The sequence below is a fragment of the Streptomyces sp. NPDC060366 genome (assembly GCF_042725135.1).
Classification (GTDB): domain Bacteria; phylum Actinomycetota; class Actinomycetes; order Streptomycetales; family Streptomycetaceae; genus Streptomyces.
On record NZ_JBHXDC010000006.1, the window covers coordinates 230,198 to 256,804 of the forward strand.

Below are 26,607 nucleotides of genomic sequence, written 5' to 3' on the forward strand. Positions count from 1 at the left end.
GCCGAACACGCTCAGGGAGTCGGGTCCCCCACCGGCCCCGGAACATCAGCGGGTTCACCCGCCGGGATCTTCGCCAGGACCTCCCCCAGCACCCGCGCCGCCCGCTCCGCGTCGCGGAAGCCCACGTACAGCGGTGTGAAGCCGAACCGCAGTACGTCCGGACGGCGCAGATCGCCGATCACCCCGCGGGTGATCAGTTCCGCCATCACCGCGGGCGCCTCCGCGCAGCGCAGTGCCACCTGGCTGCCGCGTTCCGCGTGCGGCACCGGGGTCAGCGAGGAGACCCGGTCCGCCGGGGCGTACGCCTCCACGCAGCGGAGGAAGAAGTCCGTCAGCGCCAGACTCTTCGCCCGCAGGACGTCCAGCGACACGCCCTCCCACACATCGAGCGCCGCTTCCAGCGCCAGCATGGAGAGGATGTCCGGCGTGCCGACCCGGCCGCGCGTCGCGCCGTCCGCCGCCGCGTAGTGCGGTGTCATCCCGAACGGGTCCGCGTGCGAGGTCCAGCCGGGCAGCGGGGAGTCGAAGGCCGCCTGGTGACGCTCGGAGACGTACAGGAACGCGGGTGAACCCGGCCCGCCGTTCAGGTACTTGTACGTGCAGCCGACCGCCAGGTCGACCCCGTGCTCGTCCAGGCCGACCGGCAGCGCGCCCGCGCTGTGGCAGACGTCCCAGATGGCGAGCGCGCCCGCGTCGTGCAGCGCCGCCGTGATGCCGGGCAGGTCGTGGAGCCTGCCCGTACGGAAGTCGACGTGGTTGACGAGCGCGGCGGCCGTACGGGGTCCGGCGGCGCTCCGCAGATCCGCGGGCGACACCGGGACCAGCCGCAGGCCGGTCATGCGTGCGGCCGACTCCGCGATGTACCCGTCCGTGGGGAACGTCAGGGCGTCCACGAGGAGTTCGTCGCGGCCCTCCCCCGCCAGCCGGGCCGCCGCCACAACGGCCTTGAAGACGTTGACACTTGTGGAGTCACCGACCACGATCCGGCCGGGGCCCGCGCCGACCAGCGGCGCGATCCGGTCGCCGATCCGCTCCGGCGCGGTCCACCAGCCGCCCTCGGTCCAGGAGCGGATGCGCAGCTCGCCCCACTGACGGGCCACGACGTCCTGGACCCGCTCGGGAACGTGACGGGGCAGCGCCCCGAGCGAATTGCCGTCCAGGTAGACGGAGTCGTCGTCGAGCGCGAACAGCTCGCGGCGCGCGGCCAGTTCGTCCGCCGCGTCGAGTTCGGCGGCACGCTTCGCCAACGCCTCCGACGCAGACTCGGACACAGGAGCAGAAGGCACTTCCCGCGTCTCAGACATGGCTGCGCGCCGTCCACAGCTCCGGGAACACGTTCTTCTGCGCGCGCTTCTCCAGCCAGGCCACCCCGGCGGAGCCGCCCGTCCCGGTCTTGGAGCCCATCGCACGCCGCGTCGCCACGAGATGGTCGTTGCGCCAGCGCCACACCAGCTCGGCGACGTCCGTCAACGCCTCGCCCAGCCTGATGACTTCACCGTGCTGGTCGGGCTCCGCGTAGACCCCGGCCCATATCTCCTCGACCGCCGTCGACGGCTCGTACTTCTGGGTGAAGTCCCGGTTCAGAGCCTCGGCCGGCACCGGCAGACCGCGCCGGGCCAGCAGGCCCAGCACCTCGTCGTACAGGCTCGGCTCCTGAAGCGCCTTCTCCAGCTCCGCGTGCACGCGCGGCGCGCCACGGTGCGGTACGAGCATGGACGCCGATTTGTCGCCCAGCAGGAACTCCATGCGCCGGTACATCGCCGACTGGAAGCCGGAGCCGTCACCGAGTGCGCTGCGGTAGGAGTTGAACTGCACGGGCGTGAGCTGGCTCAGCGGCGTCCACGACGCGTTCAGCGCCTCGAACTCGCGCACCGACCGCTTGAGCGCGTCGACCGCGACCGGCACCCGGTCCTCGCGCAGCGCGCGCGACGCGGTCTCCCACTCGTGGACGATGACGGTGAACCACAGCTCCATCACCTGGGTGGTCACCAGGAAGACCATCTCGCCCGGATCGTCGGACATCGGGTGCTGAAGATGGGTGAGGACGTCCGCCTGGACGTAGTCCTCGTACGGGGTCGTACCCGCGAAGTCGAGGTTCGGGGCTTCCGAACCGGCTCCGGAGGCATCGGGGTGCTGCGACATCTCTGTCTCCTCGATATTGCTACCGGGTAGCGGTCCGCCCCTTCCGTGTCGTTTCGGAGCTCCGGTCCCCTGCGGGCATCATAATCCCGTCTTCACGGCACCGCCGGACCTGTGATGTACGTCCCGTCCTCCGCGTACGGCCAGGCATTCGCATGACAGCCGCGCAGTCCCTTGATCTGCTGCATCATCGCGGGCGCCGGCTTTCCGGCGCCGCCGCAGGTGACATGGCCCCGGCCGATGCGGTGGCCGACCTCGTGATTGATGATCAACGCGCGGTACTCGGTGACCGGGCCGTCGAACTGCCCGGACCCCAGCACCCACCGCTTGAGGTTCACCACAACGGTGCGGCCGACGGTGCAGTTCACCTCGCCGCGCGTCAGCAGGCCCGCGGCGCCGCAGATCCGGTCCACCGTGCCCGGCGTCGCGATCTTGACCTCGAAGTCGGACGGTCCTGAGCCCACGAGCTGGAAGGAGTGCCGACCGTCGGAGGTCCAGCCCCGGGGGTGCGCCAGGATTGTCTCGATCTCGACGGCCGCCTCCCGCTCGGAGAGGTCGATGCCCTTCTCGACCTGGACCTTGTAGCGGCGCACCGTGCCACCGGAGCCGACGGGTGAGCCCGCGGAGCGGGCGGTCGTGAAGGTGCCGGGGCCGTCGGGCGGTATGGGGATGCGGGACGGCTTCTCGGGGCTCGGTTCGGCGGTCGGGCTCGGGGGCGGGGGTGGCTTCGTGGTCCCCACGGGCTCGGGCTTCTCGTCCTCCGGGGCCGCCGCCTCGGCGGTGGGATCGGACTCCGGCCAACCCACGAGGGCGGCGCCACCGCCGACGAGGAGCGCGGTCAGGCCCAGACCGAGGGGCAGCGCGCGCGTGTACAGCCGGCGCCGGCGCGGGGCCGGGACACGCTTGCCCAAGACGGACTTCTCCCCTGGTACGACCGGCGTCGGGGAGAGGGTGCCGGGGCCTCCTGCCGGATTCGATGGCGTGTGCGATCGTATCGACCGCGCACCGCAGGTCCGTAGCCTTTCGGACGGCCACGGACCTGCGAGGCGACCTCAGCCGAGGGTGTCGGCCGCCGCCGCGGAGGAGTCCCGCAGGAAGCCGGAGCAGCGCTCGTACTCCTCGTTCTCGCCGATCGCCTGCGCGGCGCGGGCGAGGGCGTGCAGGGCGCGCAGGAAGCCGCGGTTCGGCTCGTGCTCCCACGGCACCGGGCCGTGCCCCTTCCAGCCGCTGCGGCGCAGGGAGTCCAGACCGCGGTGGTAGCCGGTACGGGCGTACGCGTACGACTCGACGACCCGGCCGTTCTCGAACGCGTCGTCGGCGAGCTGGGCCCACGCGAGCGACGACGTCGGATACTTCGCCGCGACGTCGGCGGGCGCCGTCCCGTTCGCGAGAAGCTCGCGCGGTTCGGGGTCGTCGGGCAGGTGGGTGGGGGGCGGTCCCCCGAGAAGGTCTTTATGGATGGCCATGCTTCCGAGTGTCCCAGGTCGCGCCGGATTCCGTGGCGGTGGAGCGGGTTTGCCACCGGCAATCGCGGTCCCGGACCGTCGATCGCCGGTGCGGAACGCGGGCCCGGATCCCGTACCGCCGCGCCCTCACGCGCCGGCCGCGGACGCGCCCCCCTCCGCCGCCCCCTTGCGCACGGTCGTCGGCTCCAGCGGCGGCGACGACAGCCCGCAGTTCACCTTGCACTGCGGCAGGCTGGGCGCGGCCTCCGCCTTCTCGCCGGGAGCGGCCTGCGGCGTACGCACCATCGTGAAGGCGATCAGCGACGCCAGGACCAGCACCCCCGCGCACAGCGGCATCGCCCGGTCGAACGCCGCGTCGAACTGCGTCGGCGAGCGGTACACCTCCGGCCCCGCGCCCGCCAGCAGCGGCAGCGCGGCCACCGCCAGCAGACCCGCGGCCCGCGCGGCCGCGTTGTTGATACCGCTGGCCAGACCCGCGCGCGAGCTGTCGACGGACGCCAGGACCGTCGCGGTCAGCGGCGCGACCAGCGTCACCATGCCGAGCCCCATCACCACCAGCGCGGGCAGTACGTCCCGCACGTACGAGCCGTCCGCGCCGGCTCCCACCCGCAGCATCAGCAGCAGCCCGCAGGCGCACAGCAGCGGCCCCACCGTGAGCGGGATACGCGGCCCGATCCTGGAGCCCAGCTCACCCGACTTCGCGGAGAACAGCAGCATCAGCACGGTCGTCGGCAGCAGCGCCGTCCCGGCGCCGAGCGCGGAGTAGCCCGCGACCACCTGGAGCTGCAACGCCGTCAGGAAGAAGAACCCGCCGAACGCCGCGTACACGCACAGCGTCACCACGTTGACCGACGTGAACAGCCGCGAGGAGAAGATCGACGGCGGCAGCATCGGATCGGGCCGCCGCCGCTCCAGCAGGACGAACCACACCCCCACCAGCACACCCGCCGCCCCTGCCCACCACGCCTTCGCGATCAGCGCGTACGTCACCAGCCCCAGCGCGGCGGCGCCCAGCACCGCGCCGAGCACGTCGAACCGCCCGTGCGCCGCCGGGTCCCGCGACTCCGGTACGTGCCGCAGCGCCACCGGCACACAGATCGCGGCCAGCGGAATGTTCAGCAGGAAGACCCACCGCCACCCCGGCCCGTCCACCAGGAACCCGCCCAGGAACGGCCCGACGGCCGCCCCGACACCCCCGAATCCCGACCACAGCCCCACGGCCCGCGCCCGGTCGTCCGGATGGAAACTCGCCTGGATCAGCGCCAGCGACCCGGGCACCAGCAGCGCGCCACCCACCCCCTGGAGCGCCCGCGCGAGGATCAGCACCTCGGCGGTGGGCGCGATGCCGCACAGCAGCGACCCGAGGGCGAACCACACGATGCCGAGCACGAAGATCCGCCGCCGCCCGAACCGGTCCCCGAGCGACCCGCCGAGCAGGATCAGCCCGGCGAGCGTGAGCATGTACGCGTTGACCGTCCACTGGAGGTCGGCCAGGCTCGCGTCGAGATCGTCACCGATGTGCGGCAGCGCGACATTGACGACGGTCGAGTCGAGCAGCGCCATGCTGGAGCCGAGCACCGTCGTCAACACGATCCACCGGCCGGAGGCCGTGCCCAGCCTGATGTCCATGGGGGCATCATCCCCGCAGGGGCGCTACCTGGCGAGCCGGCCCAGCGCACGGATCAACGCGTCCGCGCCCAGTTCCGCCTTGGCGCGCGGACAGCCCACGTTGAGCCGTACGTAGCCCTCGCAGCCGTACGTCGTGCCCGGCATGATCGCGACCTTCTCGTGGTCGATCAGCTCTCGCTGAAGTGCGGCGTCGTCCACCCCCAGGGCCCGCAGGTCTATCCAGGCGAGATAGCCGGCCTCCGGCGGGCGCCAGGCCAGTTGGGGGAAGGCGGCGTCGAGGCGGTCGGCGAGCATGCGGAGGTTGGCCGCGACGTACGTGTTGAGCGCGTCCAGCCAGGGCGCGCCCTCGCGGTACGCGGTGATGTGGGCCGTCAGCGCGAGTACCGCGGGTGAGGCGAGCCCTTCGGCGGTCAGCATCCGGCGCATGAACTCCGCGTGGTCGTCCGGGTCGCCGATGACGCCGTACGAGCCGCTGAGCGCCGGGAAGTTGAAGGACTTGGACGCCGAGGTGACGATCGCCCACCGGCCCGTGCCGAACCGGGTCCACGGCAGATGGCGGCGGCCGTCCGGGACGAATTCGGGGTGTACGAAGTCGGCGTGGATCTCGTCGCTGATCACCGCCACGTCGTACGCGGCCGCCAGCCCGGCGAACACCGTCAGCTCGCTCTCCGTCCAGACGCGGCCCGTCGGATTGTGCGGCGAGCACAGGATCAGCACCTTGCTGTCGGCGCGCGCCAGCTCCCGCTCCAGCGCGGCCGTGTCGCTCGTCCCGTCGCCGGCCGTATCACCCACCGGCACCCCGCGCAGCTCACGGCCGAGCCCGGTGACCGCCTTGCGGAAGCCGTCGTACGTCGGGGTGTGGACGACCACGCCGTCGCCGGGAGCGGTCCACATCCGCAGCAGTTGCGACACCTGGTTGAGCACGGACGGCGCGTACACGACACGGTCGGTGTCCAGCTCGGTGTCGTAGCGCGTGGTGAACCAGTGGCGCAGCGCCGACAGGAAGTCCTCGTGCCGCCAGTCCGTGTAGCCGAGCACGCCGTGCGCGAGACGCTCCTGAAGGGCGGCGAGCACCTCGGGCGCGCACGCGAAGTCCATGTCGGAGATGGTGAAGGGGAGCAGTTCGTCGACGCCGAAACGGTCGGCGACCCCGTCCCACTGGACGCTCCAGGTGCCGCGGCGGTCGACGGGGGTGTCGAAGTCGTAGCCCACGGGTGAATGATCCTCCTCGGACCTCGTCAGGACAGCCCACGGGCCCGGCATCACTGAGGACACCGGGCCCGCTGGGTGCGACAAGTCGCTTACTTGAGCCGCGTGCCGGTCGACCGCAGCGCCGCGCACGCCTCGGTCACACGCGCCGCCATGCCAGCCTCGGCCAGCTTGCCCCAGGTGCGCGGGTCGTAGGTCTTCTTGTTGCCGACCTCGCCGTCGACCTTCAGCACACCGTCGTAGTTCCGGAACATGTGGTCGGCGACGGGACGCGTGAAGGCGTACTGGGTGTCGGTGTCCAGGTTCATCTTCACGACACCGTTCTCCAGCGCCGTCGCGATCTCCTCGGCGGAGGAACCGGAGCCGCCGTGGAAGACGAAGTCGAAGGGCTGGCTGCCGGCCGGCTTGCCGTACTTGGCGGCCACGCCTTCCTGGAGGTCCTTCAGCAGCTCGGGACGGAGCACGACGTTGCCCGGCTTGTAGACGCCGTGCACATTGCCGAAGGACGCGGCCAGCAGGTAGCGGCCCTTGTCGCCCAGGCCCAGCGCCTCGGCGGTGCGCAGCGCGTCGTCGACGGTCGTGTAGAGGGAGTCGTTGATCTCGTGCGTGACGCCGTCCTCCTCGCCGCCGGTCGGGGTGATCTCGACCTCAAGGATGATCTTCGCGGCGGCGGCCCTGGCGAGCAGCTCCTCGCCGATGCCGAGGTTGTCCGCCAGGGTCTCGGCGGAGCCGTCCCACATGTGCGACTGGAAGAGCGGATTGCGGCCGGCCTTGACGCGCTCGGCGGATACGTCGAGCAGCGGACGCACGTACGTGTCCAGCTTGTCCTTGGGACAGTGGTCGGTGTGCAGCGCGACAGTGACGTCGTACTTGGCGGCCACGATGTGCGCGAACTCCGCGAGCGCGACCGCGCCGGTCACCATGTCCTTGTTGTGCTGGCCGCCGAGGAACTCCGCACCACCGGTCGACATCTGGATGATGCCGTCGCTCTCGGCCTCCGCGAAGCCGCGCAGCGCGGCGTGCAGAGTCTGGGACGAGGTCACGTTGATGGCCGGGTAGGCGAACTTGCCTGCCTTCGCCCGGTCGAGCATCTCGGCGTAGACCTCGGGGGTTGCGATGGGCATCGGGCCGCTCCTTGTGATGTGCGGGTGTGAGGTGCTTTGTCCCTGACCTGGGGGCGACGTCATTGTCGCCGCCATCTTTCCAGACTCTCGTGCCTACGGTGAGGCTCAGGCCAGGCCGAGGTCGTCCAGGGTGTACGCGCTGACGTAACGCAGGCCCGCGGCCTCGACGGCCACGGCGGCCCCGCGGTCGACGATCACGGCCACGGCGACGACCTCGCCGCCCGCCTCACGTACGGCCTCGACCGCGGTCAGCGGGGACCCGCCGGTCGTCGACACGTCCTCCACGACCAGACAGCGGCGGCCCTTCACGTCCGTGCCCTCGATGCGCCGCTGCATGCCGTGGGCCTTGCCCTGCTTGCGTACGACGAACGCGTCCAGTCGCTCACCGCGCGCCGCGGACGCGTGCAGCATCGATGTCGCGACGGGGTCCGCGCCGAGCGTCAGCCCGCCGACGCAGTCGTAGTCGAGACCGGCGGTCGCGGCGGTGTCGAGCATGACCCGACCGACCAGCGGCGCCGCCCGGCCGTCCAGCGTGATGCGGCGCAGATCGATGTACCAGTCGGCCTCGATGCCGGACGAGAGGGTCACTTTGCCGTGCACGACGGCCTTGTCCTTGATCTGCTGGAGCAGCTCAGCGCGTACGTCAGTCATGGCCCTGAGCTTACGACCTGGCCCGGAGGGCCTTGCCGGAGCCGGAGGCCAAGTGCCGGAGGGCACTGTCGGAGCCGACGGGCCCTGTCAGAGCCGGCGCCAGCTCCAGGTCGCCCTGATCTCCAGCGGGTCGATGGGGGTGACCAGGCGCGGCGCCGTGTTGAGCCCGTTCGGCGGGCCGGTCTGCGGCTCCACGCAGACCGCCTCGGCCTGCTCGTCGTAGACGACCGCCCACTCGGCGGTGCTGGTCACCTTCAGTTCGAGCCGCCCCGGCCAGGTCAGCGTCGCCTCGACACCGTCGGGCATCCCGAAGCAGTCGTCCCAGGGACCGGGACCCGGCTCGACCCGGCGGCCGGTGGGCAGATGGTCCTCGCCGCGCTCCTCCTGCCAGGCGGGGGAGAAGTCGAGACGTACGGCGTCGTCGTCGGCCGTGGCGCCGTCGAGATGGCGCAGGAACCACGGGTGCCAGCCCGCCTGCGCGGGAAAGGAGTCGTCGTACGTCTCGACGCCGAGCGTCAGCGTGAGCGAGTCCTCGGTGAGTTCGAAGAGCTGTGTGACCCGGCCGGTGTACGGCCACGGGTCCGCCAGCTCGTACGTGAACGCCGCCTCGCTCCCGCTCTTGCGCGCCGTGCGCCAGGAGGTGTCGCGTCCAGTGCCGTGGATGGCGTGCGGCGGGGAGTTGAGCGGCAGTTGGTGGGTCTCGCCGCCGTTGCGGAACCGTCCCCGGCCGACCCGCCCGGCCCAGGGCACCATCGGGAAGCAGCCGTAGCGGTCGCCCTGGCGCAGCAGTTCGGTGCCGCCGACGCGCAGGCTCGCCACGCGGCAGCCGTTCGTCGGATGGATGGTCAACTCGGCGTCGCCGGCCGCCAGTCGGATCTCGCGCTTCTGGTCCGTGTCCGTACTCACGCCATGACCCTAACCGGCGGGGCCAGGCGTACGGCTCAACGCCTGCGCCGCAGCGCGCGCCCGACGACGACGGCCCCGGCGATGGCGAGCGCGGCGGCCGGCGCCACCCACCGCAGCGCGGCACCGGCGCCCCCGGCGTCGGGGGCCCGCTCGGGCGCGTAACGCCCGCGCGGCGGCGCGTGGTCGACCTCCTCGGCACTGCGCCCGATCATGGTCCGCCGCGCGTGGGCGGCCTCGGCGGGCGGATCGAGCGGCACGAGGAAGTCGCCTTCCCCGGAGGCGGTGACCCCGAACTCGACGGACGCGTCGAGCGCGGAGGGCGGCACGGGAGCGTCGAAGTCACCGGGATCGGGAACGTCGGGGTCCTCGCCCGAGGCCGCGATGTCGCTGTCCTCGTCGTCGGCGTCCGACTCGCCTCCGTCGGCGTCGGCGTCGGCGTCGGCGTCGGAGTCGGAGTCGTCCGGGGTCTGCGCGACGGAGTCGTCGTCGTCCGGGCCGTTGTCGCCAGACTCGGCGGCACCCGAAGCCGTTACGTCCCCGTCCTGCCCGGCGGCAGCGCCGGCTGCCGCATCGGGCTTGGCCGCGTCCCGGTCCGAGCCGGCCTCGTCAGCGGCAGCCCCGCCCGCACCGGCATCGACACCGGGACTCTCGGAATCCGCCGCCCCGGCGGCGCCCGGCTCCGCGCCGGACGTGGCTCCCGAAGCCGTCACATCTCGCTCCGAGCCGGCCTCGTCAGCCGCACCGACAGCAAGCCCGCCCGCACCTGCGGCATCGGCAGCAGCCCCGCCCGCATCGGCCGCACCCGCGGCAGACCCGTCCTCGCCCACCCCGCCGGAGGCGCCCAGCGCCGTCGTGAAGCGGTCCAGCAGTCTGCGGGCCGTCGCCTCGGACGTCGCGGGGGCCATCTCCGACAGGCGGCCCTCCGACGTCGACGTCGCCGTGAAGGCCACCGTCGTGCCCCCGGCCGTCTCCCGCAGCCGGATGCGGACGTTCAGCTTGGCGGAGCCCGTACCACGGACCTCCGCGCCCTCACCCTTCGCCGTGAAGGCCCCCGCCCGTTCCGTGAGCGTCAGCGCGCCGCGGTACGTGATCGTGTGGCCGCCGACGCGGACCTTCAGGCGGCCCGAGAGGGGGCGCGCCGATTCGTCCGCGTCCTGTTGGAGTCCGGGGACGCAGCGCGCGACGCGGGCGTGGTCCCGCAGCGCCTCGCGGAGGGTCTCAGCCGGAACCGGAATGAACACCTCATGCTCCATGGGATCCGAGCCTACTCAGCCCCGCCGCATCAGGCGCCTCTCCGCACACATCGGCCACCTCCGACCACGAACCCACTCCCATCAGCCCGCGTACCTCGGATGCACCAGAGTCGACGGTGGCAGGTCGCGCAACCTGGTGCGTTCCGCCCTGACGATGCCCGCTTCGAGCACCGGCGCGGCCAGCGAGCGCAACCGGGGCACGTCCGGGGCGAGCCCCACCGCCGGTGGCCGGCCGACGGCCGCGAGGACGAAGCCCCAGTCCGTCCGCGCACCCTCATCCCCGCCCCCGCCCGCGTTCTTCCCGTCGTGGGACCGGTCGGGCCCCGCCCCGAACCCGGCCGCCTGCCCCGTCGCGGTGTAAGGACTCGTACCGAAACCGGCCGCCCGCAGCGTCGCGTCGACCGTCCAGTACGTACGCGGCCGGACGGCCGGCGGCCCCGCGTGCACGGCGAGCCGCCCGTCCTCGGCGAGGACCCGCGAGGCGAGCCCGTAGAACTCCTCCGAGTAGAGCTTGGTGCTCGGGGTGATGCCGGGGTTGGGCAGGTCCGAGATGACCACGTCGTACGCTCCCGACCCCGCCGCCGACCCCCGCCCCCTCAGCCATGTGAACGCGTCCGCGTACTCCACCCGGAATCGCGGGTCGTCGTACACGTGCTCGTTCAGCGCGGCCAGCGCCGGGTCCGTACGGGCCAGGCGCGCGACACCGGGGTCCAGCTCGACCAGCGTGACCGAACGGACGTCCGGATAGCGCAGGACCTCGCGCGCCGCGAGCCCGTCCCCGCCGCCCAGGATCAGCACCCGCCCGTGCGGACCGCGCATCGCGGGATGCACCAGCGCCTCGTGGTACCGGTACTCGTCGCGCTCGCTGACCCGCAGCCGCCCGTCCAGATACAGATTCAGCGGCCCCTCGGCCCCGCCCGTGAGGACGACCTCCTGGACGTCGGTCTGGACGGCGACCCGCACCCCGTCCCCGTACACCGCGCGCCGCGCGGCCCTCTCGAAGTCGTCCACCAGGACGGCGGCGGTGGCCAGGACCGCCAGCACCAGGACGTTCACGAGCAGCAGCAGTCCCCGCTCACGGCCCGTCAGATCGCGTCCGAAGACCCAGAGCACGAGCGCCCCGCCCGCCACCACGTTGACCGCGCCGGTCAGGAGCGCGCCCGTGAGCTGCCCGAACCACGGCAGCAGCAGGAACGGAAAGGCCAGCCCGCCCACCAGCGCGCCCACGTAGTCCGCCGCGAAGAGGTCGGCGACGGTCCCGCCCGCGTCCTGCCGGGAGACGCGCTGGATGAGCGTCATCAGCAGGGGGATCTCCGCGCCGATGAGGACCCCGATGGCGAGTGAGAAGCCGATCAGCGCGTACCGCGACTCACCCATCCAGGCGAACGTCGCGTACAGCACCAGCGCCGAGAGGCCCCCGAGCAGCGCGAGCGCCGCCTCGACCAGACCGAATCCGACGGCCGCCCGGCAGCGCAGCCGCTTCGCGAGCAGCGAGCCGAGGCCCATCGCGAAGACCATCAGGGACAGGACGACCGATGCCTGCGTGACGGAGTCCCCGATCAGATACGACGCGAGGGCGACCAGCTCCAACTCGTAGACCAGTCCGCACGCGGCGCACACGAAGACCACGGCGAGGATCAGGAAGCGACCCGCGCTCGGTCGGACGGGCAGCCGTGCCACGCTGTCCGGCGGCGCGACCACAGACTGGTCGATCATTCCAGTAACGCTACGTCACGACGTCCGTGCGGCCTGTCACCCACAAGGGTGGTAACGGTGTTCGTATCCACTCCCCGCGCCCCTGCCCAGCCCCGCTACAGGGAGACCGGCACTCGCACCCCCACTCGCGTCCGGGTCACCACCAGCGTCCCCTCCTGGGGATACGCGTGCCAGGTGCGCCAGGACACTTGGCCCTCGTGCCGCTGCACGAGCATCGCCGTGAACGCGTGCGGGTCCCCCGGGAACGTACCCGCGAGCCCGTTCGGATGGTCGGCGACCAGTGCGAGCAGTTCCTGTGCGCGCCCCGCGAAGGAGCCCTGCGACAACGTCTCGACGCGCGCGGCGAATTCGTAGTGCCACTCCCCCACGCGCTCCGCGACGCCGAGCGGCAACGGCGTACTGCTGCCGGGGATACAGGCCACCGTTTCGGAGCAACTGCCCTGCTCCTGTTCGAGAAGTACCTGATGGGAGGCGCCAAGAAGCCTCATCTGGACCTTGGCGCCGCTGAGTTCGAGATCGAGGACGGCGAGAGCGGGCAGCGGCTCGCGTCCCAGCGCCCAGGCCAAGTCGGCCGAACGGGTGTCGGTGTAGGCGGTGTTGAGAGTTCTGAGCATGGGTCGGCTCCGCAAACACGAGAACTGAGAACTGAGAACTGACGGATGTAGGAGATCGTCTGCTCGGCTCCGCGCGAAGGTCCGAGGCTCGAGGCCCAAGGTCCGGGGCTGGAAAATCTCAACAGCGAGAGAATCACGAAGTAAGGGGCGCTCACAGCGTTTTTACCCAACTTGGCGTGGTTTCCATCCCCTGGGGGGCACCACAGTTCAACTGTTCAACGATTTCGGGCTCCGAACGCCCTCGCGGGACGGCGTCGCGCGGCATCGCACGGGACCTCGCGGACCTCTCGGCGGACCAACATGACGATGCCCGGCGGAAGTTCGTTCCACCGGGCATCGTCAATGACCACGGACCAGCTGCCCCGTGTCAGCTGCCTCCGCCGCCGCACCCCCCGCCGCCTCCGCCGCAGGAGGACGAACCTCCGCCGCAGGACGACGAGCCACCGCCGTCTCCCGAGGACCACCAGCTACCGCCCCCGCCACCGCCACCGCTGTCGCCGGAGCCTGAGCCCGAACGGCTGCGCGAGAGGCGGACCCCGCGGTTGTTCCGTACGCGCCGGCGCTTCGAGAAGCCGCCCATCATGATCAAGAACCCGACAACCAACAGTGCGAGCAGGCCGAGGGCCAACGCCACAACGTTCATCGTCCTTCACCGTCTTTCTGTTCCCCCGAAGCGAGGCCCCCGCGTCGTAGCGGGACCGGCTTCGCCAGTGATCGGCTTTCGTGCCGTCTTCTTTTGTGACTGGGGGATGCCCCCCGCCCCGCGAGCCCAAAGCAGACTTGAGCAACTCCAGAGCTTCGGCGCAGGATGGCCGCCATGACCGCCACGAATCCCCCGACGCCCGCCGCGAGCGACGACCCGGCGCGCCGCCGCCCCCTGCTCAACCGACGCCTCGCGGAGTTCGGGACGACGATCTTCGCCGAGATGTCGGCGCTGGCCGTCCGCACCGGCGCGATCAACCTGGGCCAGGGCTTTCCCGACACCGACGGCCCCGAGGAGGTCAGGGAGGCGGCGGTACGGGCCCTGCGCGACGGCCGCGGCAACCAGTACCCACCGGGCCCCGGCGTCCCCGAGCTGCGCAGCGCGATCGCCGACCACCAGCTGAAGCGGTACGGCCTGGCGTACGACCCCGACACCGAGGTCCTGGTCACGGCGGGCGCCACCGAGGCGATCGCAGCGTCCCTGCTCGCCCTGGTCGAGCCCGGCGACGAGGTGATCGCCCTGGAGCCGTACTACGACTCGTACGCCGCCTCCATCGCCCTGGCGGGCGGCACCCGCGTCCCCGTCACGCTGCGGCCCCGCGACGGCGCGTACCACCTGGACCTGGACGAGCTGCGCGACGCCGTCACCCCACGCACCCGGCTGATCCTCCTCAACACCCCGCACAACCCCACCGGCACGGTCCTCACGCGCGAGGAGCTGGCGGCCGTGGCCGCGCTCGCCGTCGAGCGCGATCTGCTGGTCGTCACCGACGAGGTGTACGAACACCTGGTCTTCGACGGCGAACACCTGCCCATCGCGACCTTCCCGGGGATGCGCGAGCGCACCGTCACCATCTCATCGAGCGGGAAAACGTTCTCGTTCACCGGCTGGAAGGTGGGCTGGGTGACGGCCGCGCCGGAGCTGGTGACCACGGTCCGGGCCGCGAAGCAGTTCCTGACGTACGTCTCGGCGGGCCCGTTCCAGTACGCCGTCGCCGAGGCGCTGCGGCTGCCGGACAGCTACTTCGACGAGCTGCGCGACGATCTGCGTGCCAAGCGCGACCTGCTGTCGGCGGGGCTCGTCGCGGCCGGTTTCGAGGTCTACCGGCCGGCGGGCACGTACTTCGTCACCACCGACATCCGCCCGCTCGGCGAGAGCGACGGCTTCGCCTTCTGCCGCGCGCTGCCGGAGCGCTGCGGGGTGGTGGCCGTACCGAACGCGGTGTTCTACGACCACCGGGAGCAGGGCGCGCCTTTCGTACGGTTCGCGTTCTGCAAGCGCACGGAGGTACTGGCGGACGCGGCCGGGCGCCTGAAGACGCTGGCGGGGTGAAGCGACCGGGCCACCGTCACGGCCCCGTGTGGACCTGGCAGGCCCAGAGGCTCGGGGTGCGGGGGTAGTCCGCGCGTACCTCGCACACCGCGCGGTGCAGGGCGCGCGCCGCGCCGTCGACGGACAGCGGGCCCTCCTCGTCGGGGGCCAGCTGCTCGTACAGCCTGCGGGCGACCCTCGCCCCGACGGTGTCGTCCACCTGCCAGAGCGAGCCGACGACATGCGGGAAGCCCGCCATCTGGAAGGCGCTCGCGATGTGCACGGACTCGTCGGCGAGTTCGGCGCTGATACGCATCGTGTCGCACGCGGACAGGTAGGCCAGGCGAGCGCCCGGAAGGCGCAGCCGAGCGAGATCGCGGACCGTCGGCGACGCTTCCGCCGGGCCGTGCAGCATCAGCCGGCCGTTCGAGGGGCGCAGCGGATCGCTGACGGCGTGGCAGGCGAAGTGCGCGTACGCGACGTCGCGCAGCCGGGCGTCGACCGCCGCGCGGGTCGCCGCGCCGTCGGCGAGGACCGTGGCGTAGGGCAGCCGCCGCGCCAGCCACCGCGCCTCCTCGCGCGCACCGTGCAGCACGGGGAACCCCTCCGCCTCCGGGACCGCGACGATCAGCAGGGAGCCGTCCGGCCCGGGACCGCGTGCCCCAGGGTCGCCTACTCCCGCGCCGGAGGGGACGCGGGTGCGGGCGTGGTGGAGCGTACGGAGCGTGGGGGCGTACGAGGACACCACCCGGTCGAGTGCGCCGGGCCCGGTGCCGTCCGGCGCCGCGGCGTGCAGGGGCAGCGTGCCGAGCAGCCCGCCCGGCGACCACCAGATCCGCGGCAGCTCCTCCCCCTTCGGTGGGACGCCGAGGCCGAGACGGTCGAGCACGGGGCCGGTGACGGCCGACCAGAGCCAGTCCAGCGTGGCCCGCACCTCGCCCTGGGCCCGCAGTGCCTCCTCGCGGCTGGTGCCGGTCGCGTTCAGCCGGGCGAGCGCGTCGTGGAAACGTTCCGTACGCGCGGTCACCGCCGACGCGTTGAGCAGGGGCAGCGGTACGGCCTCGACGGAACTCCCGGTCACCAGGAGTGCGCCACCGGCCGGGGCCTCGGGGCCGAGGGCACTGTCCGCGGGCGGCACATGCACGAGCACGACGGGGCCCTCGGCGGCCGTCGAGACCAGGTCGGCGTCGTCCCAGTCGCGTACGGACCGGAAGAGCCGCAACTCCGGGTGCTCGGAGCGGATGCGCGCGGTCAGCTCGTCCCACTGGGCCGTCAGCCGCTGCCGTCGGTCACTGGCGGGGTCGGCGGGATCGGCAGGGCCGGCGGGGTCACCGGCGGGGTCTTCGCCTTCCTCCAGTGGCTCCAGCGGTTCCACCGCGCCCGTCGACGCGTCGAGCCCCTCCCTCAGCCTGACCAACTCCCGTGCCAGCTCAGGTGCCTTGCGCGCCAGCTCTGTCAAGTCACTGTTCGCGTCGAAGGCCTGTGCCAGCAGCACTCCGCGCGCCTGCTCCAACAGCCTTACCGCGAGCCCCGGTTCATCGCACCGGATCGCGCAGGCCGCGGCCTCCGCGCCCAGTCCCGCGGTCGCGCCGAGCCGTAACTCCTGGTCGTCGCGGAGCAGATGGCGCGGCGAGACGGCCGGCATCAGGTCGACGGTGACGACGTAGCCCTTCAGCGCCAGATCGGGCCGTCCGAGGTCCAACCCGCCACGGGCCCACATCCAGGCCGCGTCGAGCCGTTCGGACGGCGGGCACTGCGGTTCGAGTGCGGCCTCGCGGAAAGCCCCGACGGCCTCCCGGAGATCGCCCATCTCGTGCGTACGTTCGTACCGTTCGGCCAGGACCGCACCGAGCTGGGCCAGCCGGGGCGTGAGGTTCGGATGGCCGGGCGGTGTCACGTCCGCCGCCTCCCGCAGCAGGGCGACCACCCGCTCGTGCCCGGACGACGACATCCGCCCGTTCTCCAGCGCGATCCGCCGGACACCGGCGGCCACCACCAGCACATTGCCCCGCATCGGCGACCCCGCGGGCAGTGCGGCGAGCAACGCGTCCACAACCTCCCGCGCCTCCCGCAGATCGCGCCGGCGGCCGGTGATCCCGAGGCGCGCCAGGAGGGTGATCGACAGCCCCAACCGCCGTCTCGGCAGCAGCGGATCGGTCGCGCCGGTCAGCTCCAGGGCCGCCCTGAGGTGCTCCACCGCCTGATCGGCGGTGGCCGGGTCACGCGTACGTTCGGCGGCACGCATCAACGCCGCACCCGTCGCCGACAGGATCGCGGCGCGGCGCACGGGGGAGGTGCCGGGCAGTGCCATCGCGCGCCGACGACAGTCCAGCGACTCCGTGAGGTCCTCCGAGTCCTGCAACCGGTCGTGACGGAGCATCAGTGCGGCACTGAGATTGAGCATCCGTGCGCCGAGCTGGTGGTGACCGTCGGGAGTCTCGCGCACGGACTCGCGCAGCGCGTCGACCGCCTCGGTCAACACCTCGACGGCGGCGGACTGTTGGTTGAGCGAGTTGAGGACGCTGCCGAGGTTGTTCAGCACGCTCGGCCGGGAGTCGTGACCGGCGGGGAGCATCGCGAGCGCCTGGCGCAGCGTCGCCGCCGCGGTACGGAGGTCTTCCGGGTCGCCCAGGCCGCGCTCGTACCGCCCACGCAGCTCCAGCGCGGAGTTGACCAGCCGCTGGAGCGCGCGGCCGGGCGTCTCGGAGGCGTCGCGCGGCGCTTCCCCGGTGAGACGCTGTGCCTCCTTCAGGTCCCGTACGTCTCCGAGGAGCGCGTGGCGCGCACGCAGGGCGAGTGCCAGTTGTCCGGCCGCCCGTGACCGGTCCTCCGGCTCGGCCCCCGACTCCCGGAGCGCCCGGGTCAGCACGGCGATCGCCTCCTCGAGGTCGCGCACCGCGCCCGTCACCTCGTACCGGTTCAGGAGGGCGCCACCGAGATTGCTCAGACCCGCACTCGGCCCGTTCGGATCGCCGGGCGCGGCTCGCCGGTACAGGTCGACGACCTCATCGAACTCCTCGTCCGCACCGCCCGACCGGGCGAGCCACAGGCTCAACGCCCGTGCCAGGATGCTTCGGTACCGGGGCACATCGGAGTCACCGTCATCCGTCTGGGCCAGGACGTCTCGGGCGATCCCGACCGCCTCCGCCAAGTCCTCGGGGTCGAACGTGCGTTCGTATCGCCGGACCAGCAACAGCCCGTGATTGCTCAGCCGTGGCAGCCGGGCAGGGTCATCGGCCGGAGTGCTCCGCACGGCGCGGCGCTGGAGCCGTAACGCCTCGTCGGCGAGGAGCACCGACTCCTGCCGCAGCCCGTCGTCGTCCCAGGCGTGTGCCGCCGCAGCCAGCGCATCGGCCAGCCCGGCGACCCGGAAGGCGCGTTGCGGGTCGTCGTCCTCGGTGGCGAGCACGGAGAGCCGTCCCGCGCCGATCGCCTGCGCGCGCACGATGTCGGTGGCGCCCGCCGCTTCGAGGGCCTTCGCCATCTCGGGTGGCTGTCCGGGCAGTTGACGGCCCTGACCGGTCGCCGTGGCGGCCAGGCACACCATGCTCCACTCCTCCGGTCCGTCCGCCGCGGTGGGGTCGGGCCAGAGTTCCGGGGGCTGTGCGGCCCAGGATCCCGCCAACTCCGTTGGTACGGCGTCCCGGTCGTGCACCCAGACGGGATACAGCAGCATCCCCGCACAGCTGCCCTCCTCCGCGCCGTGCCCCTCGCCGAGCGCCGCGCAGCGGTACCAGTACAGCCAACCGGCCGCGTACCGGGCCTGCATGTCGGTACGGAGGTCGCAGCCGCGCAGGAGCGCGCCCAGTTCGGCGTCGGCCTCCGGGCCGAACAGAAGTGCGTCGTCGCCCTGTTGATCGGCCCGAGTCAGCCGTTCGACAATCGCGGTCAGCAGACGCTCCCGACGCGTACTCACCCTTGACGCCCTCCCCGCTCACACCCACCGCTCATCCGTCCCACTGACCCATTGTGTTCAATCGGATGCCAAGCGTGCGTGATCGAGGCAGACTTGCCGCCATGACGGCACCGATTCCGGACCCGGACCCGGCGCACGGGGAGCGTCTTCGCGCCGATCGCATCGCGGCGCTGTGCGTGCTGCTCACGGACCCGCACGCGCCGCGACGCACGGACGACGGGGTCGCTCGGGCCGTCGAGCGGGCCAGGGCACTTGTCGCGACGAGCATGAGCACGGGCTCCGGCTCCGGCTCCGGCCGACTCGATGACGCCTTCGAGGCGTTGGACGACGCGCTGCGGAGGTCGGGGGACTCACGGGGACTGCTCGGCTACGTCCGGGGAATCCTCGGCGAGCCGCCCCCCGGGTCCAGGCTCCCCGGTCTCCGGACGACGATCAAGGTCGCGGTCTGTCCCGGTACGGAGCCCTGCACGCGCCGTGAACCGACCAGGGACCTGCGGCCGGCGCCCCCGTGCGCGCTCAACGGCGCGCAGATGCGCAAGGTGCGCCTGCGCCCGGACTCGACCACGTGAACGCGCGACCGCGCCGGTGAATCAACTCCTGGTCACGCTCGGCACCAAACTCACCGAGCGCTGGCTCAACCTCCTCGTACTGCCCGGCGCGCTCTTCCTGGGCGTACTCGCCTCCGGCACGATCCTCGGGCATGCCCACTGGTACGACGTCCACCGGCTGGGCGAAGCCCTGGACGACCTGACGGCGCGGCCGGTCCTGGACCGCGCAGGAACAGCGGCGGTGGCGGTCGCCGCCGTCCTGCTGATCACCACCGCACTGTCGCTGGCCGCGCAGTTCCTCGGATCCGCCGTCGAGAGCTTCTGGCTACGTGAGAGCCGTTCCGCCTTCGACAACCGCCGCCGACGCGACCGCCTCAGGGCCTGGGAACGCCTCACCCGGGAACGGAACGCCGCGATCCGCGACCCGGCGACCCCGGCCGCGGAAATCCGCCGACTGGACCTGGCCCGCGCCCGTATCGGCCTGGTTCCCCCGAGCCGCCCCACCTGGTACGGCGACCGGCTCCAGGCGGCCGGCGAACGGGTCGAGGCGGTGTACGGCCTCGACCTCGACGCCGTCTGGCCCCGCCTGTGGCTGATCCTCCCCGAACCGGCCCAACGCCAGATCGAGGCCGCCCGCACGTCCTTCACGGCATCGGCACGCCTCGGCGCCTGGTCGCTCGCCTATCTCGCCCTCGCCGCGTGGTGGTGGCCCGCCGCCCTGATCGCGGCCGGCTGCGCACTGGTGGCCCGGTCCAGGGCGCACGAGTCGATGGAGGCGCTGGCATCGCTGGTGGAGTCGGCGGTGGACGTACACGGCCGGGACCTGGCGGTGCTGGTGGGGCTGGAACAGGCGGACGGCGCGGGCCCACTGTCGATGGACACCGGCGACCGGCTCTCGGAGATGTTCCGCAAGGCGGGCCTGTTCGACACCGACGACGACCCGTTCGAGACCTGAGCACTGGCCGGGGCGGGACCTCTCCAGCTCGCCCAGGGCATGCGCGCGAAGCGCAGCCATCCGCCCGGCGGGACGGCTGACGACTCGTCAAGGCGACTGCGACGCAGGGCGCATGATCGCTCTCCCCCGCAGGGCGGGCATGGGCCCGAGGGCGTGCCCCCCAAAGCACCGCCGCCCGCCCCGGCCGCCGGTACCGCGCCCACGCAGGCGCGCCTCGGCCGACCCACCGCCCGCAACCCGCCCACGCCCACCACCTGTCACGGCGACACGCCGCCCAACCCCGCGCACCCCTCGTACGGCCCGCCTTCGTACCCGGTCGGCGGCTCAGCGGTCGCGCGGTGTGCGAGTGGCGCGGAAGGTCGGTTCGACCGATCACGCGCGCACGGAGGTGCCCCCTGTCCGCCGACACGCTCGACGCCGCCGACGCCGTCCCACCGGCCACCCGAAAGGCCCCCGCACGGGCCTCCGGGCCGGCCGCCCCACCGGCCGTCACCTTCACCGCCCTCATCCCCCGACGCGTCCCCCGCCGGCGCGCCGCCCGCCTCGCCTCCGCCCTCCGCCGTGCCGCCCCCGCGCTCGGACTGTTCGCCGCCGCCCGCCTCACCGGCCTGCTCGTCCTGTGCCTGTGGGCCGAGCACATCGGCCGCTCCCCGTCCCAACTCCTCACCCGCACCTGGGACTCCGTCTGGTACACGAGGATCGCCGCCGACGGCTACGGTCACACCCTCCACTTCACCGACGGCGCCGTCCACAGCGACATGGCGTTCTTCCCGCTCTACCCCGGCCTCGTACGCGCCGTCACCACCGTCCTCCCCCTCGACGGCGGCACCGCCGCCCTGCTGCTCTCCTGGGCCGCCGCGGCAGCCGCCGCCTTTGCCGTCTACCTTCTCGGCGAGCGCCTCCAGGGCCGTACCACCGCGGCCGTCCTGGTGCTCCTGTGGGGCCTGCTGCCCCACTCGGTCGTGCTCTCCATCGCGTACACGGAACCGCTCCTCACCGCCTTCGCCGCCTTCTCCCTGTACGCGGTGCTCACCGGCCGCTGGCTGTGGGCGGGTTCGCTGGCCGCGCTCGCGGGTCTGTCCCGGCCCAACGGGATCGCGATCGCCGCGGCGGTGTGCGTCGCGGCGGCGTACGAACTGTGGAAGCGCCGCGCCCACGCCCCCTGGCGCCTCTGGGCCGGGGCCGTCGTCGCGCCGCTCGGCTGGGGCGGTTACGTACTCTGGGTGGGCTTACGCACCGGCGATCCGCTCAGTGGCTACTTCGCCGTGCAGGCAGGCTGGCGGTCCCGCTTCGACCTCGGTGTCGACAACATGGTCAACGTACGGGACGTCGCGCTACGGCCCACCGAACTCGCCTCCCCCATGACCGCGTTGATCGTCGCCGCGGCCGTACTGCTCTTCGCTCTGCTCCTCGTGGACCGGGAGAATCGCCCGCCCCTGCCACTGCTCGTGTACGCGGGGGTCCTGCTCCTGATCGCGGTCGGCGGTGGCGGATTCTTCGAGTCCAAGCCGCGCTTCCTGCTGCCCGCGTTCCCGCTGCTGCTCCCGCTCGCGTGCGCGCTCACAAAAGCCCGGCCGAGGGCCGCGATCGTCGTGATCGCCGCCCTCGCCGGGCTGTCGTGCTGCTACGGGACGTACCTGCTGACGCTGGCCCCGATGCCGCTGTAACGACCCTCGGACGTTGTCGTCAGGTCGTCAGGCGTCGTCAGGCGCGTCAGGCGTCGTCGGCCGGCTTGTCCTCGGCGGGCTTCTCCTCCGCCGGAGTCAGCCCGAAGGTCTCAACGATCCACTTGTCGAACTCGATCGACGCCCGCACCCAGCTGACGGTCGACGACACGAAGTGCTCCAGGCTGACCCCGGTGCCGATCAGCATCTGGGCCTCGCCGATGAGCCGGACGGTCGTGGTGCCGCCGTCCTCCTCCTCGTGCACGTGGCTGTAGACCTTGGGCCACAGCGTGCGGCGGTTCCAGTCGTCGATCGCGTCGAGGATCTTGGGCTTGTCATCGATGGCGTGCGGCCGGTCGTAGAACGTCCGCACGGAGAAGACCTGCTGGTCACCCTCGCCGCGGAACATGAAGTACGTACGGAATTCCTCCCACGGCGCCGCGAGGTCACCCTCGTCGTCGACGACGTACTTCAGCTCCATCTGGTCGAGAAGCTGCTTGACCAGATCCTGGTCGGGGACGACAGGGCCCGCCGTTCCCGCAGCCTGCGGCTGGGGCTGGGCCCCGAAATTCGGAATCGAGGACGGGTCGATGGTCATCGCTGGATTCTCCTGAGGATGGCATGCCGTTGTCTGACGACGACCCTAGCCGCGATCCCCGGGCGGAAACCCTGCACCCCGTCGGCAATCACAGGAAGGTCCGCGCGACGGCCCACGCGACGGCGAGCGCGCAGGCCCGCCACCACGCGGGTGACGGGCCTGCGACCTGCCGTGCCTCGCAGCGTCTTACGGCGTCTTCTCCAAAGAAGGCGCGTCCGGCCCGGACCCCGCCGCCGCGTCCTCCGCCACCGCGTCCTCCGGCTCCTCCCCACGCGTCACCGGCCCCACGATCAGCTCGTCCTCCACGCGCTCCACCCGCACGGTGTCACCGTCCATGACCTCGCCCGAGAGGATCTCCTTCGCCAGCCGGTCGCCGATCGCCGTCTGGATGAGGCGGCGCAGCGGGCGCGCGCCGTACGCCGGGTCGTTGCCCTTGTCGGCGAGCCAGGTGAGGGCTTCCGGGGTGATGTCGAGCGTGAGACGCCGGTCCGCCAGGCGCTTGGCGAGGCGGGCGATCTGGAGTTCGGCGATCCGGGCCAGCTCCTCCTTGGAGAGGGCCGAGAAGACCACGAGATCGTCCAGCCGGTTCAGGAACTCCGGCTTGAAGGAGTTCCGTACGGCTTCCAGCACCTGCTCCTTCTTCGTCTCCGCCGAGGGGATCGGATCGACCAGGTACTGGCTGCCGAGGTTCGACGTGAGGATCAGGATGGTGTTGCGGAAGTCCACGGTCCGGCCCTGGCCGTCGGTGAGCCGGCCGTCGTCGAGGACCTGGAGCAGGACGTCGAAGACCTCCGGGTGCGCCTTCTCGACCTCGTCCAGCAGGACCACGCTGTACGGCCTGCGGCGGACGGCCTCGGTGAGCTGGCCGCCCTCCTCGTAGCCGACGTATCCGGGCGGCGCGCCGACGAGCCGGGCCACCGAGTGCTTCTCGCCGTACTCGCTCATGTCGATACGGACCATGGCCCGCTCGTCGTCGAAGAGGAAGTCGGCCAGCGCCTTGGCCAGTTCGGTCTTGCCGACACCGGTCGGTCCGAGGAAGAGGAACGAGCCGGTGGGCCGGTCCGGGTCCGCGATGCCCGCGCGGGTGCGCCGTACCGCGTCCGACACCGCCTCGACCGCCTCGGTCTGACCGATCAGCCGGTTCCCCAGCCCGGCCTCCATACGGAGGAGCTTGCGCGTCTCGCCCTCCAGGAGCCGCCCGGCCGGGATCCCGGTCCACGAGCCGACGACGTCGGCGATGTCGTCCGGGCCGACCTCCTCCTTGACCATGGTGTCCGTGGCGGCTTCCTGCTCCGCCTCTGCCGCGGTCTCCAACTCCCGTTCCACAGCCGGGATCTCACCGTGCAGCAGCTTGGACGCGGTGCCGAGGTCGTTGTCGAGCTCCGCGCGCTCCGCCTTCCCCCGCAGCTCGTCCAGCTTCTCCTTCAGCTCGCCGACGCGGTTGAGGCCCTGCCGCTCCTTCTGCCAGCGCGCGTCGAGCCCGCGCAGCTCCTCCTCACGGTCGGCGAGGTCGCGGCGCAGCTTCTCCAGACGCTGCTTCGACGCGGGGTCCGACTCGTTCTTGAGGGCCAGCTCCTCCATACGGAGGCGGTCGACCGACCTCTGGAGTTCATCGATCTCGACGGGCGAGGAGTCGATCTCCATACGGAGGCGGGACGCGGCCTCGTCGACGAGGTCGATGGCCTTGTCGGGCAGGAAGCGCGAGGTGATGTAGCGGTCGGAGAGGGCGGCGGCGGCCACCAGCGCGGCGTCCGCGATCCGCACCTTGTGGTGCGCCTCGTACCGGCCCTTGAGCCCGCGCAGGATCGCGATCGTGTCCTCGACGTTCGGCTCGGCGATCAGCACCTGCTGGAAACGCCGCTCAAGCGCCGCGTCCTTCTCGATGCGCTCCCGGTACTCGTCCAGGGTCGTCGCACCGACCATGCGCAGCTCGCCGCGGGCCAGCATGGGCTTGAGCATGTTGCCCGCGTCCATGGCGGAGTCGCCGCCGGCGCCCGCGCCCACGACGGTGTGCAGTTCGTCGATGAACGTGATGATCTGCCCGTCGCTCTCCTTGATCTCGGACAGGACGGTCTTCAGCCGTTCCTCGAACTCACCGCGGTACTTGGCGCCCGCGACCATCGCGCCGAGGTCCAGGGAGACCAGCTTCTTGTTCTTCAGGGACTCCGGCACATCGCCCTTGACGATGCGCTGCGCGAGCCCTTCCACCACGGCAGTCTTGCCGACGCCGGGCTCGCCGATCAGTACGGGGTTGTTCTTCGTACGGCGCGACAGCACCTGTACGACGCGGCGGATCTCCTGGTCCCGGCCGATGACAGGGTCGAGCCTGCCCAGGCGCGCCGCTGCCGTGAAGTCGGTGCCGAACTTCTCCAGGGCCTTGTACTGGCCCTCCGGGTCGGGCGTGGTCACCCGGCGTCCTCCCCTTGCCTTCTCGAACGCTTCCAGCAGCTTCTTCGCACCGGCTCCCTGCCGGTCCAGTACGTCCCCGGCCTTGCCGCCCTCGGCCGCGATCCCGATGAGCAGGTGCTCGGTCGAGACGTAGTCGTCGCCCAGCTTCCTGGCCCGCTTGCCGGCGTCGCCGACGACGGCGAGCAGCCTGCGGTCGGGCTGCGGCGGCGCGACGGTGGAGCCCCGCACGCTGGCCAGCTCGGCCAGCACCCGGTCCGCCCCGGACCGTACCTCAGCCTGGTCGGCGTCGACCGCGACGAGCAGGTCGGTGATGTTCTCGTTCTCCTCGCCGGCCAGCAGCGCGAGCAGCAGGTGCGCGGGTGTCAGATCGGCATGGCCGGCCGACACCGCGCGCTCGGTGGCGGCGTTGAACGCGTCCTTGCTCTTGTTCGTCAGCTCGGCGTCCACGTGCGGTCTCTCCTCCTCGACTCGGGCCCGCCCCTCAACCCCCGGGACCTGACCCACCCAACGTACGCAAAGTTGAGTCTATTCCACTCAAGGCGCGCGAGGAACGTCCGGCGGCCGGCCGTCCTCGCGGACCAACTCCCGCCGCCCCGCACCTCGGAGGCCGATACGCGCCTATTCTTCCGGCATGGCCCAAGACGTACGCGATCCCGACCCCGAATATCTCGCCTTCTGGGGAGAGCGCCACCTGTGCACCCTGACCACACTCCGGCCGGACGGCACACCGCACGTGGTGCCGGTGGGCGTGACGTACGAACCGGAGGCCGGGCTGGCACGTGTCATCACCAACAAGAACTCGACGAAGGTCGGCAACATCCTGGCGGCGGGCCCCGACGGAGCGCGGGTCGCGGTCTGCCAGGTCCACGGCGGGCGCTGGGCGACGCTTGAGGGCCTCGCGACGGTACACACGGAGGCCGATCGGGTCGCGGACGCCGTAGGCCGTTACGCGGCCCGCTACGAGCGCGTGCCGGCGCCCAACCCGGACCGGGTCGTCATCGAGATCGCCGTCGACCGCGCGCTGGGCAGAGGATGACGCGCACCCCGCGAACGCCGCCACCACGCGGCGCGCGGCACGCCGGCCCCGCACGCGGACAGCACAGCGGCGCCATCGCGTTTCAGGTCCACGATGGCGCCGCTGTGTGGGGGAAGCGCCCGAGCGATCTACTACGACGGGGGAATCGCTCAGGCACTGCGGGGGGTGGCGGAAATGGTCTGTGGTTCGACCAGCTGGTGGTCACGCTGGTCGAGATTGACGAAAATCATGTCGTACCGAATCGCGCAGCGTACGGGCTGCGGCGCCCCCCGAGGCTTCCTCAGACACCGGTAGGCACGGACGTCCTCGTCCTCCTCGCGGACGACGACCACGGGCTCTCCGAACAGCGTGACCATCAGCGAGTCACCACGGTGTGGGATCGCCGTGACGAGATCGATGAAGTGCCACCCGGACCGGTAGGCCGAGGCCATCTCACGCCGAAAGACCCTGTCGTCCGGCGGGACGGTCATGCGCCCAAGTCCGCCGGTGCGCTGTCCCAAGTGGGCTCACCGGGCAGCGCGGTCATCGAGAAAGACGACGACTGGGCGTCCGCCGAGAGGTCACCACCGGCAACGAGAACACTTGCTGTCGCTGCCACGAAAGCGAGTGCGCAAAGCGCGCGAACCATCCTCTTCATGGAAGATCTCCACCCCATTCTGATCATCATCCCTCCCCCCGCGATTAAGACGATGGCTCACTCTGAACGCTTCCACCAGCAAGCACGGGCATCATGTTCCTGTAATTCAGGACCCTGAGGGGG

The 26,607-nt window shown here is 71.8% G+C and carries 20 protein-coding genes and 1 pseudogene; 5 read left to right on the forward strand and 16 right to left on the reverse strand.

Going from position 1 to position 26,607, the window contains the following annotated elements; genetic code table 11:
• Positions 1–11: 11 nt before the first annotated feature.
• The 12 genes from kynU to ACFWHU_RS17880 all read right to left on the reverse strand — a co-directional run bounded on the left by kynU (position 12) and on the right by ACFWHU_RS17880 (position 12,707).
• Positions 12–1,304 carry a kynureninase gene (gene kynU, locus ACFWHU_RS17825; RefSeq protein ID WP_385797911.1) on the reverse strand — a complete coding sequence of 431 codons (1,293 nt, stop codon included), beginning with the start codon at positions 1,302–1,304 and terminating at the stop codon, positions 12–14.
• A complete protein-coding gene (locus tag ACFWHU_RS17830) occupies positions 1,297–2,142 on the reverse strand; it encodes a tryptophan 2,3-dioxygenase (RefSeq protein WP_385797913.1) in 846 nt (281 codons plus the stop codon). The genes kynU and ACFWHU_RS17830 overlap by 8 nt, the downstream gene beginning before the upstream one ends.
• A 92-nt stretch (positions 2,143–2,234) precedes the next feature.
• Positions 2,235–3,050, reverse strand: a complete 816-nt coding sequence (locus ACFWHU_RS17835) for a DUF3152 domain-containing protein (protein ID WP_387225501.1) — start codon at positions 3,048–3,050, stop codon at positions 2,235–2,237.
• A 141-nt stretch (positions 3,051–3,191) separates the two neighbouring features.
• Positions 3,192–3,605: a DUF3151 domain-containing protein gene (locus ACFWHU_RS17840; protein ID WP_387225502.1), complete on the reverse strand. Its 414-nt coding sequence runs from the start codon at positions 3,603–3,605 to the stop codon at positions 3,192–3,194.
• A 126-nt stretch (positions 3,606–3,731) separates the two neighbouring features.
• Positions 3,732–5,234 carry an MFS transporter gene (locus ACFWHU_RS17845; RefSeq protein WP_385797919.1) on the reverse strand — a complete coding sequence of 501 codons (1,503 nt, stop codon included), beginning with the start codon at positions 5,232–5,234 and terminating at the stop codon, positions 3,732–3,734.
• Positions 5,235–5,258: 24 nt separating this feature from the next.
• The gene (locus ACFWHU_RS17850) at positions 5,259–6,446 is read right to left on the reverse strand and encodes a MalY/PatB family protein (RefSeq protein ID WP_387225503.1); all 1,188 of its coding nucleotides are present in this window, start codon (positions 6,444–6,446) and stop codon (positions 5,259–5,261) included.
• 89 nt (positions 6,447–6,535) lie between these two features.
• Complete coding sequence (gene fbaA, locus ACFWHU_RS17855; RefSeq protein WP_385797923.1) at positions 6,536–7,567, reverse strand: class II fructose-bisphosphate aldolase; 1,032 nt, start codon at positions 7,565–7,567, stop codon at positions 6,536–6,538.
• A gap of 105 nt (positions 7,568–7,672) precedes the next feature.
• Positions 7,673–8,218 carry an orotate phosphoribosyltransferase gene (gene pyrE / locus ACFWHU_RS17860; RefSeq protein ID WP_387225504.1) on the reverse strand — a complete coding sequence of 182 codons (546 nt, stop codon included), beginning with the start codon at positions 8,216–8,218 and terminating at the stop codon, positions 7,673–7,675.
• 87 nt (positions 8,219–8,305) lie between these two features.
• On the reverse strand, positions 8,306–9,124 hold the full coding sequence (locus ACFWHU_RS17865) for an aldose 1-epimerase (RefSeq protein WP_385797927.1): 819 nt from the start codon (positions 9,122–9,124) through the stop codon (positions 8,306–8,308).
• Positions 9,125–9,159: 35 nt separating this feature from the next.
• Positions 9,160–10,377 carry an SRPBCC domain-containing protein gene (locus ACFWHU_RS17870; protein ID WP_387225505.1) on the reverse strand — a complete coding sequence of 406 codons (1,218 nt, stop codon included), beginning with the start codon at positions 10,375–10,377 and terminating at the stop codon, positions 9,160–9,162.
• 81 nt (positions 10,378–10,458) lie between these two features.
• The gene (locus ACFWHU_RS17875) at positions 10,459–12,093 is read right to left on the reverse strand and encodes a polyamine aminopropyltransferase (protein ID WP_385797931.1); all 1,635 of its coding nucleotides are present in this window, start codon (positions 12,091–12,093) and stop codon (positions 10,459–10,461) included.
• Positions 12,094–12,188: 95 nt separating this feature from the next.
• Positions 12,189–12,707: a DUF2617 family protein gene (locus ACFWHU_RS17880; protein ID WP_385797933.1), complete on the reverse strand. Its 519-nt coding sequence runs from the start codon at positions 12,705–12,707 to the stop codon at positions 12,189–12,191.
• Between the two features lie 817 nt (positions 12,708–13,524).
• On the opposite strand from ACFWHU_RS17880, the gene ACFWHU_RS17885 reads away from it, so the two are divergent.
• Positions 13,525–14,742, forward strand: a complete 1,218-nt coding sequence (locus tag ACFWHU_RS17885) for a pyridoxal phosphate-dependent aminotransferase (RefSeq protein ID WP_385797935.1) — start codon at positions 13,525–13,527, stop codon at positions 14,740–14,742.
• 16 nt (positions 14,743–14,758) lie between these two features.
• Here the strand turns inward: ACFWHU_RS17885 and ACFWHU_RS17890 are convergent, their stop codons facing one another.
• Positions 14,759–18,637: a CHAT domain-containing protein gene (locus tag ACFWHU_RS17890; RefSeq protein ID WP_387225506.1), complete on the reverse strand. Its 3,879-nt coding sequence runs from the start codon at positions 18,635–18,637 to the stop codon at positions 14,759–14,761.
• 101 nt (positions 18,638–18,738) lie between these two features.
• On the opposite strand from ACFWHU_RS17890, the gene ACFWHU_RS17895 reads away from it, so the two are divergent.
• From ACFWHU_RS17895 to ACFWHU_RS17905, 3 genes are all read left to right on the forward strand, one after another.
• Positions 18,739–19,206, forward strand: a complete 468-nt coding sequence (locus ACFWHU_RS17895) for a hypothetical protein (RefSeq protein ID WP_387225507.1) — start codon at positions 18,739–18,741, stop codon at positions 19,204–19,206.
• Positions 19,207–19,222: 16 nt separating this feature from the next.
• Complete coding sequence (locus ACFWHU_RS17900; protein WP_387225508.1) at positions 19,223–20,140, forward strand: hypothetical protein; 918 nt, start codon at positions 19,223–19,225, stop codon at positions 20,138–20,140.
• A 338-nt stretch (positions 20,141–20,478) separates the two neighbouring features.
• Positions 20,479–21,807, forward strand: a complete 1,329-nt coding sequence (locus tag ACFWHU_RS17905) for a mannosyltransferase family protein (RefSeq protein WP_387225509.1) — start codon at positions 20,479–20,481, stop codon at positions 21,805–21,807.
• 46 nt (positions 21,808–21,853) lie between these two features.
• Here ACFWHU_RS17905 and ACFWHU_RS17910 read toward each other — a convergent pair whose 3' ends face one another.
• Both ACFWHU_RS17910 and clpB read right to left on the reverse strand, forming a co-directional pair.
• The gene (locus ACFWHU_RS17910; protein WP_385797947.1) at positions 21,854–22,402 is read right to left on the reverse strand and encodes a YbjN domain-containing protein; all 549 of its coding nucleotides are present in this window, start codon (positions 22,400–22,402) and stop codon (positions 21,854–21,856) included.
• 273 nt (positions 22,403–22,675) lie between these two features.
• A pseudogene (gene clpB, locus ACFWHU_RS17915) lies at positions 22,676–25,258 on the reverse strand (ATP-dependent chaperone ClpB); the annotation flags it as partial.
• Positions 25,259–25,442: 184 nt separating this feature from the next.
• Between clpB and ACFWHU_RS17920 the strand changes: the two are divergent.
• Positions 25,443–25,847 carry a pyridoxamine 5'-phosphate oxidase family protein gene (locus ACFWHU_RS17920; protein ID WP_387225510.1) on the forward strand — a complete coding sequence of 135 codons (405 nt, stop codon included), beginning with the start codon at positions 25,443–25,445 and terminating at the stop codon, positions 25,845–25,847.
• A 149-nt stretch (positions 25,848–25,996) separates the two neighbouring features.
• On the opposite strand, the gene ACFWHU_RS17925 is transcribed toward ACFWHU_RS17920, so the two are convergent.
• Positions 25,997–26,317, reverse strand: coding sequence for a hypothetical protein (locus ACFWHU_RS17925; RefSeq protein ID WP_023539836.1), 321 nt, complete (start codon positions 26,315–26,317; stop codon positions 25,997–25,999).
• Positions 26,318–26,607 lie beyond the last annotated feature (290 nt).